We start from the raw sequence: 16,527 nt of genomic DNA on the forward strand, positions 1-16,527 counted from the left end.
ATGCATAAGCCAACAACAGCAAAGCAGCAAGCCAGTTACTGGCTTACCTGCGCCATTCTGTCAAACAAAACAACGATCATTTCTGTGCTGATGTTTGCAAATGCGATACGCAGCTGACGTCGACCGTAGTCATCCCCTTCGGGCACGAACATAGATCCTGGGAGTGCAAGGACATCAGCCTCCTCGACGAGTTGCTTTGCGAGTTCCGTTGCGGAGACGTCAAACGGATGTTCCAGATACGCAAAATAAGCACCAAGCCCCAACAGACGCCACCCTTTCGCGGCCAAAGTGGGGAAGTGATCCACGATGGCTTGCCGGCGGGCAAAAATTTCCAGCCGCTCTTTAGCCAGCCAGTCGCCCAAATTTTGCAAGCCCCAGAGCGCTGCTTTTTGACCCAACTGACTTGGGCAAATGGTCACCGCGTCGAGAAATTTTTCAATCTCTGCCAGCCGCGTCTCACAGGTGACAATCGCCCCAACCCGATGGCCGGTCAGCCGATAGGCTTTGGAGAAAGAATAGAGCTGAATGAGTGTGTCTTGCCAATTTTCTTGTTCAAATAAGCGATGGGGCGGGCCGCTTTGACTGTGAAAATCGCGATAGGTTTCATCGATGATCAGTGCAAGTCCACGGGATTTGGCGAGATCATAAAAGGCTTGAATAACATCTGCTGGATATTCCACCCCGCAAGGGTTGTTGGGAGTAACCAGCACAATGGCCTTGGTGCGTTCGGTGATGCGCCGGGCTGCCTCAGCAGGATCAGGAATCATATCTCCTTGGCACGGCAAAGCGCAGCAGCGCACGCCGCTCATATCAAGCCACATTTTGTGATTAAAATAGAAAGGCGTGGGAAGAATGACCTCATCACCATCGCGGCATAGCGTTGCCACGACCGCGCTGAACGCTTGATTGCACCCTGATGTGATGGCCACCTGCTCGGTCGTGACCTGGCCTTGATACAGTGCGCTGCTGTGATGGGCCAGTTTTGCCCTTAAAGGCTCAAGCCCCAAAACGGCCCCGTACAGATGGGTGTCAACCTCTTCTATCACCTTGGCCATATGCGCCCTCAAGGGCGCCGGGGGCGGAGCCACGGGCGCGGCTTGACTGACATTTATCAACGCACGCTGCGAAAAATCCTTGCCTTCCAGCCAGCTATAGGCCTCCACCACCGGTGGGGCGAAGGTTTGAGCGGTGCGCCCCGTCATCCCAGCTGAACCAACGCATGTTTCTTTTTTCCTTTTGACAATTTGATCGGCTTGGTGAAATCATCTGCATTCAGGACCAGACTGGCGTCGTTAAGTGGCGCATCGTTTAGCTTTGCCCCTTCTTCAGCAATCAAGCGTTTCGCCTCTTTGCCGCTGCCGGCCAAGCCAGATTTCACCAAAAGTTGCACGATGGAAATACCATCTGCGAGATCGGAGACAGCCAGGGTCAGAGTGGGCAAATCATCACCAACACCGCCTTTTTCGAAGACGTCGCGCGCGGTGGCCTCTGCCGTCTTTGCGGCGTCCGGTCCATGCAGCAGAGTTGTCACCTCATTGGCCAAAATAATTTTTGCGCGGTTGATCTCTGAGCCCTCTAAGGCGCCAAGACGGTCGCATTCATTGATGGGCAACTCGGTGTAGAGTTTCAAAAACCGCCCAGTATCCGCATCCGTGGTGTTGCGCCAAAATTGCCAAAACTCGTAAGGTGAGAGCATATTGGCATTCAGCCAGACGGCGCCATTTTGGGATTTTCCCATCTTCTTGCCGTCGGATGTGGTCATCAACTGTGAGGTGAGGCCGTAGATCTCATGATTCAGAACCCGGCGGGTGAGGTCAATCCCATTGACGATATTGCCCCATTGATCAGAGCCACCCATTTGAAAGAGACACCCATATCGGCGGTTCAGCTCCAGAAAATCATAGGCTTGTAAAATCATGTAGTTGAACTCAAGAAAGCTTAAAGATTGTTCCCGGTCGATGCGCGATTTTACCGATTCAAAGCTCAGCATCCGATTGACCGAAAAATGCCGGCCGATGTCGCGCAGAAAATCCAAGTAATTTAGACTGTCGAGCCATTCGGCATTGTTGAGCATCAAGGCGCCGGTTGGGCCGTCGTCATAGCTGATATAGCTCTCGAATACTTTTTTGATTCCGGCGATGTTGCTGTCAATTTGCGCTTCGTTCAGCAAAGGGCGTTCATCGGCGCGGAATGACGGATCGCCCACCTTTGTTGTGCCTCCGCCCATGAGGGTGATGGGCTTGTGTCCCGTTTTTTGCAGCCAGCGCAGCATCATAATCTGGATCAAACTGCCGACATGCAGTGACTTCGCCGTGGCATCAAATCCGATATAGGCTGGTGTCACCCCGCGGCTCAAGGCGTCATCGAGGCCTTGATAATCTGTGCAATCGGCAAGAAAGCCACGTTGCATCATGACAGCCATGAATTCTGATTTAGGGTGATATGTCATTGATCTCTTGTTCCTCAAACGCCTTCGGGTCAGTGTATAGTCAAAGCCAATACATAGGGAAAGAGCATGGGCGGTAATAAGCCAATTTGGGTGACGGGTTTCATGTCTGGCACCTCGCTGGATGGGGTGGATGCGGCCTGCCTTTTGACAGATGGGGTGGATATTTGCGAATTCGGCCCCAGTGTCTATCGGCCCTACAGCGCAGCGGAGCGCCAGATGTTACAAGGCGTACTGGGAAAATGGCCCGGCGCGCCCGGGCTGGAGCCAGTATCGAAGTTAATTATGGCGGCGCATCTGGAGGCGTGGTCGCAATTGCCGCCGGCGGAGCTGATTGGGTTTCATGGACAAACACTGTGCCACGATCCACAAAATTCCCGTACGCACCAGCTGGGCAGTGGCTCAGAATTAGCGCGGCGCGCAGGCACGGCCGTTGCTTGGGATTTTCGCTCTGAGGATGTGGGCTGCGGTGGACAGGGTGCGCCCTTGGCGCCGATATTTCATTGGGCATTGGCTCGCTACAAGCAGATAGAAGAGCCTATGGCGATTGTGAATCTCGGTGGTGTCGGCAATCTCACCTGGATCGACGCCCGCTTGCCAGCCGAACAAGGCCTGCTGGCGTTTGATACGGGTCCGGCCAATGCGCCCTTGAATGACTTCATGATGAAAACTACTGGACACCCCTATGATGTGGGCGGTGCTTTGGCCGCTTCCGGTCGGGTGGATGAAGAGCTTGTCGCCCTCTTTTTGCAGCGGCCGTATTTTTCGCGTTCCGCACCGAAATCTTTGGATCGTGACAGTTTTAGCGACATGGTGGAGCTGGTGGCGCAGCTGGCCCCGGCGGATGCAGCCGCGACACTGACAGCCCTATGCGTCGCGGCAATAGAGGCAGCCCTGCCGCTCATACCGGTTCAACCCAAACAGGTTTGGATCAGTGGTGGAGGCCGAAAAAACATTGAAATAATGCGGCAATTGGCGATGAAATTGCCGATGAAGGTGTATGACATTGATGATATCGGGTTGGATGGCGATATGCTCGAAGCGCAGGCCTTCGCCTATCTCGCAGCCCGTGTTGCACGCGGTCTGGCAACGTCATTTCCCGCCACAACCGCGACCAAGGCGCCGCTCTGTGGAGGAAAAATCAGCCTTCCTTAAACACGCAGGAGAGCGGCCATTGCGGATTTGACCAAGGACGGGAATTGACAAGATCGCGGGCAAAACCCGCCCGTTTCAATGTTGCCGCCTCAAGATTTTAGGATCGAGCGACCCGCATAGATGGCGGTGTCTCCCAACTCTTCCTCAATACGGATCAGCTGGTTGTATTTGGCAAGCCGGTCTGACCGCGCCAGTGAGCCAGTTTTGATTTGCCCACAGTTGGTGGCAACGGCCAAATCAGCGATGGTCGCGTCTTCGGTCTCGCCAGAGCGATGGCTCATCACATTGGTAAAGCCCGCTCGATGTGCCATTTCTACGGCCCGCATGGTCTCGGTCAGCGATCCAATTTGGTTGACTTTTACCAGCATTGAGTTCGCGGACCCACGCTCAATGCCCATGGCCAAACGTTCCGGATTGGTTACAAAAAGATCGTCTCCGACCAATTGGCACCGATCACCTAGGGTCTCAGTCAAAAATTTCCAGCCGCCCCAATCATCTTCATCACAGCCATCTTCAATGCTGATAATTGGGTAATCTTCCACCAAGGCGGCCAGATAGGCGACATTTTCTGCCGAGTTGAGCGATTTACCTTCGCCTTTCATCTCATAGATGCCATTTTTGCAATATTCGCTGGCAGCGCAATCTAAGGCGAGGTAGATGTCTTCACCGGGCTTGTAGCCGGCCTTCTCAATGGCCTGCATGATGAAATCCAAGGCTGCCCGTGACGAAGAAATATTGGGGGCAAAACCGCCCTCATCGCCGATACCTGTTGAAAGGCCCGCGGCAGCGAGATCACCTTTGAGTGTATGAAAAACTTCTGCACCCATTCGAACCGCATCGCGGATGTTTTCAGCGGCAACTGGCATGATCATGAATTCTTGAATATCTATCGGGTTATCCGCATGCTCGCCGCCATTAAGAATATTCATCATGGGCACAGGCAAAACCCGTGCTGATGTGCCACCGATGTAGCGATAAAGCGGCTGACCACAATAGTCCGCAGCGGCTTTGGCGACGGCCAAGGAGACCCCCAAAATCGCATTGGCGCCCAAGCGCGCTTTATTGGACGTGCCGTCCATTTCTATCATGCCCTGATCAATTGCGACCTGTTCATCGGCTTCAAAGCCAACCAATGCATCTGAAATTTCTCCGTTCACATTTTCAATCGCTGTCAACACACCTTTGCCCATATAACGATTTTTATCGCCATCGCGCAGCTCAACGGCCTCATAAGCACCGGTTGAGGCTCCCGACGGGACGGCAGCGCGGCCGAGGGTGCCATCTTGTAAGATCACATCGACCTCAACCGTAGGGTTGCCCCGGCTGTCAAGAATTTCGCGGGCGTGTATATCGATAATCGTGGACATAGATGCAACTCCGGTAAAGCTCAGTTGCGTGCGCTTTAACAAGTGGGGGCTGCGAGCGAAAGAGCGTTTTGACGCAAATCTATCCCAGTAAGGATTCGCGCCACAGGGCGTAGAGGCCCGACAGGACGACAATGGCTGAGCCGACGAGTGTCCAGTGATCAAGCACCTCGCCAAAATACCAAACGCCGATGGCCACGCCAAATACCAAACGTGAATAACGAAAAGGCACCACAGCGGAGACCTCGCCGATGCGCATGGCGGCGATAATGCAATAATAGCCCCCAATGGCGATCAAAATGCTGACCACAATCAGTGAGGAGTCTGTTGGTGCGGGCACAACAAGGCGGGGATCGAAGATCAAAAGGATCAGCCCCGCTGGGATGGTCGCGCCAAAACCTAATGTCGCGAGTGCCAAACTGGGTGTAGATTTGGCAATGCGCCTGGTCGCCACATCGCGTGCAGACAGGCCAACCACCCCCATGAGTGCCAAAAGTGCGGAGGCCTCAAAAGTCGCAGACCAAGGTCTTAGGATCACGGCAACGCCAAAGAGCCCTACAAGAATAGCAGACCAACGCCTGATCCCAACTTTCTCACGCAACACGACAGCAGCGCCCAAGGTCACCAGCAGCGGGCTGACCTGAATGATGGCGGATACTGTGGTGATGGGTACTAAAGCTAAGGAGAGCACAAAAAATGCCGTGCCGACCAGCTCCGACAGGGTGCGGCCAATGACCCAGGGGTTCCGAATAATCTCACCGGTCAAACCCTCGCCTTTATGGCGGCTCCAGATAAAAAAGCCCAAAGTCCCGCCAAAGCCAATCATCAATAGGATTTGGCCCGAGGACAGGCGGGTTGAGAGAAGTTTGATCAACGAATCTTCCACCGCAAAAGCGGCCATGGCCAGAGTGATGAAACCAATACCGAGAAGATTTTCGCGTTTTATTCTTTCAGACATTTTCGCCGCGCTTAATTGGCACGCCGTATAGCTCCAAACGATGTCCTTTAAGGCGATAGCCCAGGCGCTCTGCAATTTTTTCTTGCAAAGCTTCAATATCTGGGTCGATAAATTCAATCACCTCGCCGCTGTTCATATCTATCAGGTGATCGTGATGGTCACGCTCTGCATCCTCATAGCGCGCCCGACCATCGCCAAATTCTAATTTTTCCAGAATGCCTGATTCCTCGAACAATTTGACGGAGCGGTAGACTGTCGCGATGGATATCCGTGGATCCAGTTTCAGCGCGCGCGCATAGAGCTCTTCAACATCGGGATGATCTTGTGAATCTTCCAAGACTTGAGCAACGATGCGACGTTGGTCGGTCATGCGCAGCCTATTTTGTGCGCATCTTTGTATTATGTTTTTCGCCATATAGTCACCCACGCCCCAAATGCCCGGCCAACCTCAGCGCGGATCAGGATTATCGCCCAGCCGCCGGGCCATTGGCGCAACGGTGGGATCTTTTACGATGATCAAGAACAAAACCACAATATAGGTTACGAGTAAAATTAGCGATTTGAATTCAAATTTCGGCACAGAGAAGGACAAAGCCACTGAAATAGTGAAACAAATTACCCCCAGTCTATAATTGACACAATGCCTTGCGAGACGTCATAAAACCTACGCGGGCGGCGATGATCGACAAATTGGTCATGCAAAAAAGTCCGATTAATGGATGTCACAGGCGCGGAAAACTTTCTAACCTGCGTCACACTAAGTGCCGCAAAAAGTTTGTGTTACAACGTCTTGCGGATAGGGGGCAGCGATGAATCTCGGGGTGTCACAGCGCGAAAATGGTGCCTTGAGCGCCTCATGCAGCGCGTGAAACAGCTGCATATCGCCGGCGACTGCATCGGCGATCATGGCCTCCATCAGGTGATTGCGTGGGATAATGGCCGGGTTGACCTGGGCCAACGCTCCCTGCGCGGGTCCGGCTGCCTGCCAACGGGCGTGCCAATTGGCAAAATCAGGATGCGCGCCCAGATGCGCATGGCTTTCCCCCGTGGCCAATGCTCGAAAACACAGCGTATAATCTGCGCCAATATTGGCCATCATTTTTAGCAACCCATCGACCAGAAAATCCGTTTCTTGGCTTTGCGTCAAACCGAGCTTGCGGGCAAAAACCGCGGTATATTCTTTGTCAAAAATGTCACCAAAGCCCTGCACAATTTCGGTAAAGCGGGCGATGCTGGCGTCGCGATCCTCGGTTAGGGGCAGCAGCGCCGTGGCCAGTTGAGCCATATTCCACGCGGCTAAATTTGGCTGATTGCCATAGGCATAGCGACCCAGCCGATCAATAGAGCTAAAGGTTTTCATCGGCACAAACTCATCCATAAACGCACAGGGGCCATAATCAATTGTGATCCCCCCCACATGGCTATTGTCAGTGTTCATCACCCCGTGGATAAAGCCCAGCCCCATCCATTGCGCAACAAGGCGTGCTTGTGCGGCCACGGCTGCGCTCAAAAAATGCTCGACCGTTCGGGCTGTGTGATAGTGCCGCTCTATGGCTTGGTGCAAGAGCGCTTCCAGCGCTTGGGTATCATCGCGCGCAGCGAAATATTGAAATGTACCTACCCGAATATGGCTTGAAGCTGTTCTGCATATGACCGCGCCGGGCAGGGGGCCTTGTTCACGCAGTATCGTCTCACCTGTGGCAACGGCGGCTAGGGCGCGGGTCGTCGGAATGCCGAGCGCATGCATGGCCTCGGAGATCAGATACTCGCGCAGGACAGGCCCATACCAAGCCCGCCCATCGCCATTACGTGACCAGGCCGTGCGTCCGGCGCCTTTGAGTTGAATGTCAACGCGCCCCTGCGGCCCGATGACCTCGCCCAAAAGCACCGCCCGCCCATCGCCCAGCTGCGGGTTCCAATGGCCAAATTGATGGCCAGCATAGGCCTGGGCTATCGGGTCTGCGCCCTGAGAAATTCGATTGCCCGACATAAACAGCGGCCAATCTTTATCAAAGGTGATGCCTAACTCCTCTGCATGTTCAGCATTGAGCATTAAAGCTTTCGGGGCTGCTACTGGCACAGGCGCTTGTCGTGTAAACATTTGCGCCGGTAGGGCTGCATAGCTATTGTTCCAATTGGCCTGCATCACAAGCGCGCCAGGCGTTTTGTAATGAGCTCAAAATATTTCACTGCATCGATATGCCCGAGAAACATGGCATTGGACGGACGATCCGTGACGCGCCACCAATCGGCAACTGTCATGCCGCGGGTCAGGTCGGATTGGGTTTCAATCTCCACATTGATCTTCCGTCCAGAGAAAAGCTCCGGCGCGATCAAATAGGCAATGACACATGGATCGTGCAGCGGCGCGCCTTCGGAGCCATATTTCTGAGTATCGAACCGCTCAAAGAATTCCGTCCAGCCGGCCACCACGTCGCAGACCGGATGGTTTTTGGCGCGCAGCGCAGAACTCCAAGCTGGGCTTGTCAGTGCCTTATGGGTCACATCTAGGGGTGCTACAACCAAATCCAAGCCAGATTGAAACACCAGTTGAGCCGCTTCCGGGTCGACAAAGATGTTAAATTCAGCTGCGGGTGTGATATTGCCAACCTCAAAATAGGCCCCCCCCATCAAGACAACTTGCGCGATGCGATCCGCGATATCAGGCGCGCGCTTGAGGGCGGTGGCGATATTTGTCAGCGGGCCAAGTGGGCACAGGGTGATGGTTTTTGGTGGCGCAGCGCGGAGGCTGTTGATTATAAAGTCTACGGCGTGGGTGCTTTGCACTGCCATCATGGGCGCCGGTAGCGGTGCCCCATCCAATCCGCTGTCCCCATGCACATGTTCTGCCGTGACCAAACCGCGGCCCATAGGGCGATGGCACCCGGCAAACACTGGTATATTGGCGCGCCCTGCCAATTCACAAACCTGTCGCGCATTGTAGCTCGTGCGCTCTAAAGGGACATTGCCCGCAACGCAGGTCAAACCCAGAACGTTGAGCTCTGGAGACGCCAAGGCGAGTAAGATTGCGACCGCATCATCTTGGCCAGGATCCGTATCGATAATGATGTCGCGGCACATTGGCTGACCTCGCTGCGCGGTTTTGGAGCCACTCTTGACCCTTATTTATCAATCGGTCCCGCGATAGGGCTGCACATATTGCAAAGCCATATCCCATGGAAAGAAGATCCAAGTGTCTTGGCTAACTTCAGTAATGAAAGTATCGACCATCGGCCGGCCTTGTGGTTTGGCATAGACCGTAGCGAAATGGGCCTTGGGGTATTTCGAGCGCACCAGCTCTAGGGTTTTCCCACTGTCAACCAAATCATCAATAATCAAAATACCTGCCCCATCGCCCATTAGTTCAGTGTCTGGTGCCTTGAGAATGACGGCATCGGCGCGTTCTTGATGATGATAACTTTTCACGCTGACCGTATCAACATTGCGCACGTCCAATTCTCGCGCCACAATCATCGCGGGGGCCATTCCGCCGCGTGTAATTGCCACAATTGCGCGCCATGCGCCATCTTCCGGACCTTTGCCATCGAGGCGCCAGGCCAGTGCCCGCGAATCTCGGTGCATTTGATCCCAACTGACATGGAAGCCTTTCTCATGTGGTAGCCGATCTGACATGATGTTTCCTAACTTTTAAAATCACTTAACCTGCTATCCAGGCAGCTCGAGACCCTTCATTCCGATGATATGGTAGCCAGCATCGACATGCAGAATTTCTCCCGTCACGCCAGAACCGAGGTCTGACAGCAGATAAAGAGCCGATTTTCCGACTTCTGACTGGGTCACTGTGCGGCGCAATGGGCTGTTGGTTTCATTCCATTTCATAATCTCACGAAAATCGCCAATGCCGGAGGCGGCTAGGGTTTTGATTGTTCCCGCTGAGATAGCGTTAACGCGGACATTATTGCGCCCCAAGTCTTCGGCCAAATAGCGCACTGAGGCTTCTAAAGCCGCCTTCGCCACGCCCATGACATTGTAGTTGGGCATTACTTTTTCGGCACCGTAATAGGTCATGGTCAGGCAGGATGCGCCGGGTGTCAAAAGCTCCTGAGCCGCTTGCAATATGGCGGTGAAGGAATACGCGGAAATATCCATCGTCATCAGGAAATTGTCCCGCGACGTGTTGATATACTGCCCACGCAACTCTGATTTGTCTGAAAAACCAATGGCGTGCACGATGAAGTCGATCTGCCCCCATGTGTCTTTTGCGTGTTTCATCAAAGCGGCAATTGAATCTGGGTCTCCGGCGTCACATTCAACCACGATGGTCGCAGCGAGTTGTTCGGCCAGCGGCAAGACGCGTTTTTTCATCGCGTCCCCCATATAGGTCACACCGATCTCGGCACCCTCGGCGCGCAAAGTCTCTGCGATGCCCCAGGCGATTGATTTATCATTGGCCAGGCCCATGATTAGGCCTCGTTTTCCGGTCATCAGCCCCATTGGACTTTCCCCCATCGAGAATTATATAAGAATTGTCTAAGCGAACACCTTCTATGCATCAACCCAAAGGCTACCTCTGACATGGAAAAAAGAACTGGAATTTTCGAAGGCAACGATCCCTTTGCTCTGGCGCGTGATTGGATGAGTGATGCGGAAGCGGGGGAGTTGAATGACCCCAATGCTATGGCGCTGTCGACCGTTGACGCCCATGGCATGCCCAATGCGCGAATTGTGTTGCTTAAGTCTATCGAGGATGGTGCTTTTGTCTTTTATACCAATTATGAGAGTACAAAAGCGCAAGAAGCCTTTGAAGCCGGGCGCGCAGCCTTTGTAATTCACTGGAAATCTCTGCGTCGACAGATCCGATGTCGCGGTTTTATCGAGCGGGAGGATGGTCCGCTGGCAGATGAATATTTTATGAGCCGGTCGCCGCTTTCGCGGATCGGGGCGGTGGCTTCGGTCCAGTCACAACCACTCGAGTCGCGGCAAGCGTTGATGAATCGCGTTGAAGCTGTCCGCGCAGTGCAGGGTGATTCTGTCGCGCGGCCAAGTTTTTGGGGCGGGATCCGCATAAAACCTGTCGAGTTAGAGTTTTGGGCCGATGGGGAGGCGCGTCTCCATGATCGTTTCCGCTGGACTCGGTCCAAGCCGGGAGCAGCTTGGGATGTCCAACGCTTGTATCCTTGAGCTGTTTTTACCTTCGGTGAGGCGCAAGACGCCTGCCGTCGAGCGTCATCACCGATGTTTGGCCCATCATGGTATTCGCCGCAAACGCAGCTCCAGCTTAGGCGCATTTGGCGCATGGCAGTGCGAGAATTTCCATTGTCGCGCTGCATATTTGGTTGAGTGCGCCTCTAAAATAATTTAAGGTATAAACAGTAAAGTATTAGATATTTAAAATTTTTGGTTTTAAATTTGATAGATAAACATGCTCCGAGACACTGTTAATAGATATTTGATGCTTAGCGGCACAATTAATTGGTTTGATCCCGTAAAAGGCTTTGGTTTCATCGTTTCTGATGAGATAAAAATGGACATTTTTTTGCATACCAAAGTGCTGCGCAACTTTGGGCAAAGTTCGATTGCCGATGGTGTTGAGGTCAAAGTGATTGCCCATCGCTCAGATAGGGGAACCCAGGCCTCTGAGGTCTTGTCTGTTGCATCGCCCAGCTTGTTCAACACCTTTGGCTATGGATAAATGGACGCGCTGGATGATGTGGCCCTGTCGGAAATTGAGCTACAGCCTGGGCGGATCAAGTGGTTTGATAAGGCCAAGGGTTTTGGCTTTGCCAATGTGTTCGGAAAGTCTGACGACATATTTGTGCATATAGCATATAGATGTCTTGCGGCGCTGCGAACTTTCCGGTTTGGTTGGTGGTGAAGGGGTCGCCCTGAGAGTTGTGGAAGGTAAGCGCGGCCTTATGGACGTTGCGATCCTAAGCTGGGAGGCGGCGCAGGTAAAATGACCCGAAATATTGCAATCCTCGCTGCGGTTATCTGTTTGATTGGCAGTTTCGGGGTCGCGGATTGCAAAGAAGGTCACGTTCACCTGTTTGGGCCTTGGGGCAGCGCAAAATTTCACGTCGAAGTGATGGATGATGAGCGCGAGCGGGCGCGCGGCTTGATGCACAGGCCGCAGCTGGACAAATTTTCGGCCATGCTGTTTGTTTATGAGCGTGAGCGCAGCCTATCTTTTTGGATGAAAAACACGTTGATCGCTTTGGATATACTGTTTTTCGATTCCGCCGGTCGCTTGGTTAATATTCACGAAAATGCGATTCCCGGCGATGAGACGCCATTGCGCAGCACTGGGCCCGCGCAATATGTTCTGGAGATCAACGCGGGGCTTACTGCAGCTTTAAACATTGGTCCGGGTACGGTTTTGAGCGATGCTCGGCTGGCTGTGGACGAAAAAACCCCAAGCTGTTTGTGAAAACCCCTTTTCTTTCTCAAACCAATTGCCTAAAGAAGCCGCAGTGTCGGGGCGTGGCGCAGTCTGGTAGCGCACCTGTTTTGGGTACAGGGGGTCGTGAGTTCGAATCTCGCCGCCCCGACCACTGTTTCAAAAAATCTCGCAATAAGATGCAGTACCGTGCCGAGCTTCTGTCTTGCCCGGTCTTTGGTTGAGCGCGCGCGCGACTTTAGTCATATCGCAAGCCCTGTGCGAATATTCTAAAGTCGCAGAGTTTGTTTTAGTTATCCGCAGCGCTAAATTACGGGCAGGCCCGCCATATGGCCTAAACCCTAGGACAGAATTTTAGCCGTTTTCTAAATCAAGAAAATTTTCCTGTCAAAAACGTTAAAAAATCGTTGACCTGCCCGTGGAAACTAGATCTGTTAGTGGTGGCAGCAGAGAAATACACAAAATGTAGTATTTAAAACTAGGCGGCGAGGCCCCTGGACCTAAACAGGTTTCAGAGATCTGCGAGCTGATTGATTGTTTAAAGAGCCGTATTTAAACGGCAAAATGAGGCAGAGATATGAAGATTGAACGGCGATTTACCAGCCCTAATGAAGATGCATATAGCTCAATTGAGTTCACAAAGACCACAAGCGAGATTCGCAACCCGGATGGCACCGTGGTGTTTCATCTCGCTGATCTAGAGGTCCCGGCATCATGGTCGCAGGTTGCGTCGGATGTTTTGGCGCAGAAGTATTTTCGGAAGGCGGGTGTGCCGTCTGACACCAAGGCTGTGAAAGAATCAGGCATGCCGAGTTTCTTGCGCCGGCGTGTGGCCGCCGAGAACGCGACATTCGGGGGGGAAACCTCCGCCAAGCAAGTCTTTGACCGGCTAGCTGGTGCATGGGCCTACTGGGGTTGGAAGGGTGGCTATTTTACCACTGAAGAAGATGCCAGCGCCTATTTTGACGAGATGCGCTATATGTTGGCAACTCAAAGAGCCGCTCCGAACTCACCGCAATGGTTTAACACTGGGCTTCATTGGTCTTATGGGATTAATGGTCCGGCACAGGGTCATCACTACGTCGATTATAAGACCGGCAAGCTGACCAAATCGGACAGCAGCTATGAGCATCCGCAGCCGCACGCTTGTTTTATCCAGTCCGTATCCGATGATCTGGTGAATGACGGTGGGATCATGGATCTTTGGGTGCGTGAAGCGCGTTTGTTCAAATACGGCTCGGGCACAGGAACCAACTTCTCTTCGCTGCGCGGCGCCGGTGAAAACCTCTCTGGCGGCGGAAAGTCTTCCGGCCTGATGGGCTTTTTGAAAATTGGCGATCGGGCCGCGGGGGCTATTAAATCCGGCGGTACCACCCGTCGGGCGGCCAAAATGGTGATCTGTGATGCAGATCACCCTGATATTGAAGATTTCATCAACTGGAAGGTGATCGAGGAGCAAAAAGTAGCCTCCATCGTGGCCGGCTCCAAAATGCATGAAGAAAAGCTCAATTTGATTTTCGCCGCGATTAAATCTTGGGATGGGGCCGCAACCGACGCCTATGATCCCAAAGTGAACGCTGCTTTGAAAGAGGCGGTGAAAGCGGCAAAGAAAGTCGCCATCCCGGAGACCTATGTCAAACGCGTGTTGGATTACGCAAAGCAGGGTCACACCAGCATCGAGTTTCCAACCTATGACACAGACTGGGATTCTGAGGCCTATAATTCTGTTTCTGGACAAAATTCGAACAACTCTATCCGCGTCACGGATGCATTTCTCTATGCGGTGCAAAAAGATGCAGATTGGGAATTGTTGAACCGGACGGATGGATCCGTTGCCACGACCATAAAGGCGCGCGATCTTTGGGCGCAGGTCGGGCATGCGGCATGGGCCTGCGCCGATCCAGGAATTCAATACCATGATACGGTCAACGCCTGGCACACCTGCCCAGCGGATGGAGAAATTCGTGGTTCCAACCCCTGTTCGGAATATATGTTCCTTGATGATACGGCTTGCAACCTGGCCTCAATGAATTTGCTGACCTTCTATGAAAACGGTGAATTTCAGGCGGATGACTATGTGCATGCCACACGCCTTTGGACGGTCACTCTGGAGATCAGTGTCTTGATGGCGCAGTTTCCCTCGAAAGAGATCGCGCAACGCTCCTATGAGTTCCGTACGCTGGGTCTTGGCTATGCCAACATCGGCGGCTTATTGATGAATATGGGTTTTGGCTATGACAGTGATGAGGGCAGGGCGCTTTGCGGTGCGCTGACAGCTGTGATGACCGGTGTGGCCTATGCCACTTCAGCCGAAATGGCTGGCGAGTTGGGACCCTTCCCAGGTTATAAGAAAAATTCTGACAGCATGCTGCGTGTCATGCGCAATCATCGCAATGCGGCCTATTGTGAAAGCGACGGCTATGAAGCTCTTGCCATCAAGCCCGTGCCGCTCGATCATGCGAATTGCCCAGATCAAAGCCTGGTAGCCTTATCAAAACAGAGCTGGGATACAGCGATCGCCCTGGGGGAGGAACACGGCTATCGCAATGCGCAAGCCACCGTGATTGCCCCGACCGGCACGATTGGTCTGGTCATGGATTGCGACACTACCGGGATCGAACCAGATTTCGCTTTGGTGAAGTTCAAAAAACTTGCGGGTGGTGGATACTTCAAGATCATCAACCGATCGGTGCCGGCCGCATTGGCCAAACAAGGCTACCGCAGCAATGAAATTGAAGAGATCGTTAGCTATGCTGTGGGTCACGGGTCGCTGGGCAACGCGCCCGGTATCAATCACACGGCTTTGATTGGACATGGCTTTGGTCAGGCTGAAATTGACAAAATCGAGTCTGCTTTGCCCTCAGCCTTTGACATCCGCTTTGTGTTCAATCAATGGACATTGGGCGCAGACTTCTGCACCGGTGTTCTGGGCATTCCAGCCACCAAGCTCATGGATCCAAGCTTCGACCTGCTCACGCATTTGGGCTTTAGCCGCGCGGAGATTGATGCGGCCAATGACCACGTTTGTGGCACAATGACCTTGGAGGGTGCGCCGCATCTAAAACAAGAGCATTACAGTATCTTTGATTGTGCCAACCCTTGCGGCAAAAAGGGCAAACGGTATCTGAGCGTTAACAGCCACATCTACATGATGGCAGCAGCACAGTCTTTTATCTCAGGCGCAATTTCTAAAACCATCAATATGCCCAATGATGCAACCATCGAGGAGTGTCAGGCGGCCTATGAATTGAGCTGGTCGTTAGGGATCAAGGCCAACGCATTGTATCGCGATGGCTCCAAATTATCTCAACCTCTGGCCGCTTCGCTTGTCGAAGATGATGAGGAAGCCGAAGAGGTGCTCGCCACCGGTTCGGCGCAGGAAAAAGCAGCTGTTTTGGCCGAAAAAATTGTAGAGAAAGTGGTGATCAAAGAGGTGATCCGCTCCAACCGCGAAAAAATGCCGCAACGGCGCCGGGGTTATACGCAAAAGGCGATTGTTGGCGGGCATAAGGTCTATCTGCGCACTGGTGAATATGAGGATGGCCAATTGGGCGAAATCTTCATTGACATGCACAAAGAGGGTGCGGGCTTCCGCGCGATGATGAATAATTTCGCCATTGCGGTCTCCGTCGGCCTGCAATACGGTGTACCGCTCGATGAATTCGTGGACGCTTTTACCTTCACCAAATTTGAGCCAGCTGGAATGGTGCAGGGCAACGACAGCATCAAGAATGCGACCTCTATTTTGGATTATATCTTCCGGGAATTGGCGGTCTCCTATCTTGACCGTGAAGATCTGGCCCATGTCAAACCCGAGGGCGCATCATTTGATGACATCGGCCGCGGGGAAGAGGAGGGCGCATCCAACCTGCGTGCTGTTGAAGATAGCAAAGCGGCCAAGGGAATCGAAGTACTCAAGCAGATGGTTTCCACAGGTTATCACCGCAATCGAGTGCCACAAGATTTTGTGGTCTATCAGGGCGGTCAAATGCAAGGCGCCGTCTCCACAGCGGCAATGCCAATGGATGCCGCGCTGGACACGGCTATTGCTACGGCAACACGCGGATCCGAGGTGTCGGCTGCCGCGGTTATGGATGATCGGACCAAAGCAAAAATGCAGGGCTATGAAGGCGATCCATGCGGCGAATGCGGCAATTATACCTTGGTGCGCAACGGCACCTGTATGAAATGCAACACCTGCGGCGGCACATCTGGCTGTAGCTAAGGTCATAGGATTGCAAAAAAA

Annotated in this window: 13 protein-coding genes, 1 tRNA gene and 1 pseudogene; 6 read left to right on the forward strand and 9 right to left on the reverse strand. The window is 53.1% G+C overall.

Annotated features, from left to right (window positions below; all coding sequences use genetic code 11):
* Positions 1-35: 35 nt before the first annotated feature.
* Positions 36-1,202 carry an aminotransferase gene (locus ABLW18_RS00105; RefSeq protein ID WP_347822878.1) on the reverse strand — a complete coding sequence of 389 codons (1,167 nt, stop codon included), beginning with the start codon at positions 1,200-1,202 and terminating at the stop codon, positions 36-38.
* The gene (gene tyrS / locus ABLW18_RS00110) at positions 1,199-2,449 is read right to left on the reverse strand and encodes a tyrosine--tRNA ligase (protein WP_347822879.1); all 1,251 of its coding nucleotides are present in this window, start codon (positions 2,447-2,449) and stop codon (positions 1,199-1,201) included. Before tyrS ends, ABLW18_RS00105 begins: the two co-directional genes overlap by 4 nt.
* A gap of 66 nt (positions 2,450-2,515) precedes the next feature.
* Here tyrS and ABLW18_RS00115 point away from each other — a divergent pair, with 66 nt between their 5' ends.
* Positions 2,516-3,601: an anhydro-N-acetylmuramic acid kinase gene (locus tag ABLW18_RS00115; protein ID WP_347822880.1), complete on the forward strand. Its 1,086-nt coding sequence runs from the start codon at positions 2,516-2,518 to the stop codon at positions 3,599-3,601.
* Positions 3,602-3,690: 89 nt separating this feature from the next.
* Here the strand turns inward: ABLW18_RS00115 and eno are convergent, their stop codons facing one another.
* From eno to fabI, 7 genes are all read right to left on the reverse strand, one after another.
* Positions 3,691-4,968 (reverse strand): phosphopyruvate hydratase, encoded by a 1,278-nt coding sequence (gene eno, locus ABLW18_RS00120; protein ID WP_347822881.1) that lies wholly within the window; start codon positions 4,966-4,968, stop codon positions 3,691-3,693.
* A gap of 79 nt (positions 4,969-5,047) precedes the next feature.
* Complete coding sequence (locus ABLW18_RS00125; RefSeq protein ID WP_347822882.1) at positions 5,048-5,923, reverse strand: DMT family transporter; 876 nt, start codon at positions 5,921-5,923, stop codon at positions 5,048-5,050.
* The gene (locus tag ABLW18_RS00130; RefSeq protein ID WP_347822883.1) at positions 5,916-6,338 is read right to left on the reverse strand and encodes a Fur family transcriptional regulator; all 423 of its coding nucleotides are present in this window, start codon (positions 6,336-6,338) and stop codon (positions 5,916-5,918) included. Before ABLW18_RS00130 ends, ABLW18_RS00125 begins: the two co-directional genes overlap by 8 nt.
* Before the next feature lie 342 nt (positions 6,339-6,680).
* Positions 6,681-8,069 (reverse strand): protein adenylyltransferase SelO family protein, encoded by a 1,389-nt coding sequence (locus ABLW18_RS00135; protein WP_347823231.1) that lies wholly within the window; start codon positions 8,067-8,069, stop codon positions 6,681-6,683.
* Positions 8,069-9,004: a nucleoside hydrolase gene (locus ABLW18_RS00140; RefSeq protein WP_347822884.1), complete on the reverse strand. Its 936-nt coding sequence runs from the start codon at positions 9,002-9,004 to the stop codon at positions 8,069-8,071. The genes ABLW18_RS00135 and ABLW18_RS00140 overlap by 1 nt, the downstream gene beginning before the upstream one ends.
* 48 nt (positions 9,005-9,052) lie before the next feature.
* Positions 9,053-9,556 carry a xanthine phosphoribosyltransferase gene (gpt, locus tag ABLW18_RS00145; protein ID WP_347822885.1) on the reverse strand — a complete coding sequence of 168 codons (504 nt, stop codon included), beginning with the start codon at positions 9,554-9,556 and terminating at the stop codon, positions 9,053-9,055.
* 33 nt (positions 9,557-9,589) lie between these two features.
* Positions 9,590-10,378 carry an enoyl-ACP reductase FabI gene (gene fabI / locus ABLW18_RS00150; protein WP_347822886.1) on the reverse strand — a complete coding sequence of 263 codons (789 nt, stop codon included), beginning with the start codon at positions 10,376-10,378 and terminating at the stop codon, positions 9,590-9,592.
* Between the two features lie 81 nt (positions 10,379-10,459).
* Between fabI and pdxH the strand changes: the two genes are divergently transcribed.
* From pdxH to ABLW18_RS00175, 5 genes and pseudogenes are all read left to right on the forward strand, one after another.
* Positions 10,460-11,065, forward strand: a complete 606-nt coding sequence (gene pdxH / locus ABLW18_RS00155; protein WP_347822887.1) for a pyridoxamine 5'-phosphate oxidase — start codon at positions 10,460-10,462, stop codon at positions 11,063-11,065.
* Between the two features lie 241 nt (positions 11,066-11,306).
* Positions 11,307-11,844: pseudogene (locus ABLW18_RS00160) on the forward strand (cold shock domain-containing protein).
* Entirely contained in the window at positions 11,841-12,311 is a 471-nt protein-coding gene (locus tag ABLW18_RS00165) for a DUF192 domain-containing protein (RefSeq protein ID WP_347822888.1), read from the forward strand. Before ABLW18_RS00160 ends, ABLW18_RS00165 begins: the two are co-directional and overlap by 4 nt.
* Positions 12,312-12,358: 47 nt before the next feature.
* Positions 12,359-12,435: transfer RNA gene (locus ABLW18_RS00170), tRNA-Pro, on the forward strand.
* Positions 12,436-12,858: 423 nt separating this feature from the next.
* A complete protein-coding gene (locus ABLW18_RS00175) occupies positions 12,859-16,506 on the forward strand; it encodes a vitamin B12-dependent ribonucleotide reductase (protein WP_347822889.1) in 3,648 nt (1,215 codons plus the stop codon).
* The last annotated feature ends 21 nt before the right edge of the window (positions 16,507-16,527 follow it).

The sequence above is a fragment of the uncultured Planktomarina sp. genome, assembly GCA_943788425.1.
Taxonomy (GTDB): Bacteria; Pseudomonadota; Alphaproteobacteria; order Rhodobacterales; family Rhodobacteraceae; genus Planktomarina.

Coding starts and splice junctions, on each gene's coding strand:
- ABLW18_RS00130 (WP_347822883.1), bottom strand. CDS start 6,338: ATGGCGAAAAACATAATACAAAGATGCGCACAAAATAGGCTGCGCATG.
- ABLW18_RS00175 (WP_347822889.1), top strand. CDS start 12,859: ATGAAGATTGAACGGCGATTTACCAGCCCTAATGAAGATGCATATAGC.
- tyrS (WP_347822879.1), bottom strand. CDS start 2,449: ATGACATATCACCCTAAATCAGAATTCATGGCTGTCATGATGCAACGT.
- ABLW18_RS00140 (WP_347822884.1), bottom strand. CDS start 9,004: ATGTGCCGCGACATCATTATCGATACGGATCCTGGCCAAGATGATGCG.
- ABLW18_RS00165 (WP_347822888.1), top strand. CDS start 11,841: ATGACCCGAAATATTGCAATCCTCGCTGCGGTTATCTGTTTGATTGGC.
- ABLW18_RS00125 (WP_347822882.1), bottom strand. CDS start 5,923: ATGTCTGAAAGAATAAAACGCGAAAATCTTCTCGGTATTGGTTTCATC.
- ABLW18_RS00135 (WP_347823231.1), bottom strand. CDS start 8,069: ATGCAGGCCAATTGGAACAATAGCTATGCAGCCCTACCGGCGCAAATG.
- eno (WP_347822881.1), bottom strand. CDS start 4,968: ATGTCCACGATTATCGATATACACGCCCGCGAAATTCTTGACAGCCGG.
- pdxH (WP_347822887.1), top strand. CDS start 10,460: ATGGAAAAAAGAACTGGAATTTTCGAAGGCAACGATCCCTTTGCTCTG.
- ABLW18_RS00105 (WP_347822878.1), bottom strand. CDS start 1,202: ATGACGGGGCGCACCGCTCAAACCTTCGCCCCACCGGTGGTGGAGGCC.
- gpt (WP_347822885.1), bottom strand. CDS start 9,556: ATGTCAGATCGGCTACCACATGAGAAAGGCTTCCATGTCAGTTGGGAT.
- fabI (WP_347822886.1), bottom strand. CDS start 10,378: ATGGGGCTGATGACCGGAAAACGAGGCCTAATCATGGGCCTGGCCAAT.
- ABLW18_RS00115 (WP_347822880.1), top strand. CDS start 2,516: ATGGGCGGTAATAAGCCAATTTGGGTGACGGGTTTCATGTCTGGCACC.